Origin of the sequence: Chelativorans composti (assembly GCF_039541695.1) — a bacterium.
Lineage (GTDB): Bacteria > Pseudomonadota > Alphaproteobacteria > Rhizobiales > Rhizobiaceae > Chelativorans > Chelativorans composti.
In genome coordinates, this window is record NZ_BAABGS010000025.1 from 1 (window position 1) to 646 (window position 646).

General features: G+C 63.0%; 1 protein-coding gene. It reads right to left on the reverse strand.

Annotation, left to right across the window (positions count from 1 at the left end; genetic code table 11):
- A partial coding sequence (locus tag ABD906_RS09800) for a Mu transposase domain-containing protein (RefSeq protein WP_425549985.1) occupies positions 1-646 on the reverse strand: 646 nt, incomplete at both ends.

Consider the following 646-nt stretch of genomic DNA (forward strand, 5'->3'; position numbering starts at 1 on the left):
AACAGTCCAGGTCCAGCCGGGGCGGACGGTGTTCAACACGGCAAAGCAGCAGGTGCTTCACGGCGTCGAAGCCGATTGCGCCCATCTGAAGCGCCTGCTTCACCGCGGCATGCAGATCAGCCAGATCAAAGGTCTCGAGCAACCGCAGGACCTGGACGTATTCGCGTCGGCCATGTCGGTTCATGCGAGCTTCCATTAGCCGGCGCAACGTTGCGAACTCCTCGGGAAGCTCCCAGCCTTGCAATGGTGCGGCCTGATCGAGTGCGTTGATCTTCTGCTCCAGCAGCGGCAGGTAGTGGATCGGGTTGAAGACGATCTCCTCGCGATCCCAGCAGCGGGGATGGCGGGCAATGACCTCGCCCCGGCAGCCGATCACCACCTCGTGGACATAGGCCCGGATCCAGACATCCTGATGGCCGAAGGCAACCGGCACCGAGTAGTCGTTGGTCTTGTAGCGCACCAGACACTGGGACGAGACGCGGCCACTGTCCTGGTCACAGGCGTCGAAAGGCGCGACCGGGAGGGGGCGCATGGCAACCAGATCACGTTGCAACCGCTCGCCGATCGTCTCGCTCTCACCGCGCAGGACATCGTGCTGGCGCTTGCGGCATTGCTCCTCCAGCCAAAGGTTGAATGCCTCCCAGCT